Annotated in this window: 1 protein-coding gene; it reads left to right on the forward strand. The window is 53.3% G+C overall.

All coding sequences use genetic code 11. The features are described from left to right. Positions 1-1,331 (forward strand): IS3 family transposase gene (locus QCE79_RS32760; RefSeq protein WP_404989459.1). Its coding sequence is split into 2 segments (ribosomal slippage), with 1,329 coding nucleotides annotated over them: positions 1-438 and positions 441-1,331; the frame shifts between segments, so codons are not numbered across the junction. This gene is flagged as partial in the annotation. Between the last annotated feature and the right edge of the window lie 34 nt (positions 1,332-1,365).

The following is a 1,365-nucleotide window of genomic DNA, read 5'->3' on the forward strand; positions in this document are numbered from 1 at the left end:
AAGGATTATTGCGCTGGCCATCACGGGCTCAAGGTCGTCGCGCGACGTCATGGCATCAACGTAGAATCGCTGCGTAGATGGGCAGCGCTTTACCGCGTACATGGCGCTGAAGGTGTGCAGGAGAAGCGTAGAGCGACCTATAGCTTAGAATTCAAGCTATCGGTTTTGCAACGTATGCGAGATGACGAATTGTCCTACCGCCAAGTTGCAGCCCTCTTTGATATCCGAAATTTCAACATCATTGGCAACTGGGAACACGCATACGACGAAGGCGGCATGGCCGGCTTGTCGCCGTACGCTTCCGTGCGCCGCCCAAGAATGAAAAAGCCGTCAACTAAAAAGCCTCAGCCGAAGTCATATGATGGCAGCTCCCCTAGCCGCAAAGAGTTGCTGGCAGAACTGGATCATCTTCGAATGGAGAACGCATACCTAAAAAAACTCGACGCCTTAGTTCAAGCGAAGAAGCAAGAAGCGCAGCAGTAAAAGCGCGAATCGTGCTTGAACTAAGGCAACAATATCCACTCGCTGGCTTGCTCAAGGTGGCGGGCCTGGCACGGAGTACCTTCTACTATCAGAAGAAGGCGCTCGGGATTGCCGACAAGTATGCAAGCCTGAAGGTCCGGATTCGCTCGATCTTTGACGAGCATAAGGGGCGGTATGGCTATCGCCGCATCACTGCCGTGATACGGCAAGAAGGCACCAAGATCAACCACAAGACAATTCAGCGCCTGATGGGTGAACTTCGGCTGAAGTCGTACGTCCGGTTGAAAAAGTACCGTGCATTCAGAGGCGAGGTGGGCCTTGCGGCACCGAACATTCCTGAACGGCGATTCGATGCGAAGCGTCCGAACGACAAATGGGTAACTGACGTCACCGAGTTCAATGTCGGTGGCGAGAAGCTGTATCTCTCGCCCGTTCTCGACCTGTACAACGCCGAGGTTATCGCTTTCGAGATAGCCCGACGACCTCTGTTCGACATGGTTGGGACCATGCTCAAGAGAGCGTTCGCGCGCCTCGGACCGAACGACAGACCCATACTCCACTCGGATCAAGGCTGGCAATACCAAATGCCGGTCTATCGGAAGGCTTTGGACAAGCATTCTGTCAAACAAAGCATGTCGCGCCGGGGCAATTGCCTCGACAACGCGGCGATGGAAAGCTTCTTTGGCACACTAAAGTCAGAATTCTTCCACCTAAACAAGTTTCGAGACGTTGATGAACTCCACGCCGGACTGAAAAACTACATTCACTACTACAATCACAAACGTATCAAGATGAAGCTAGGAGGCGTGAGCCCGGTCGCATACCGGTCTCTGCTCGCAACAGCATAGCTGTCACACCGTCCAACTTTCGGGGGTCACTTCA

The sequence above is a fragment of the Caballeronia sp. LZ003 genome (assembly GCF_031451465.1).
Taxonomy (GTDB): Bacteria; Pseudomonadota; Gammaproteobacteria; order Burkholderiales; family Burkholderiaceae; genus Caballeronia.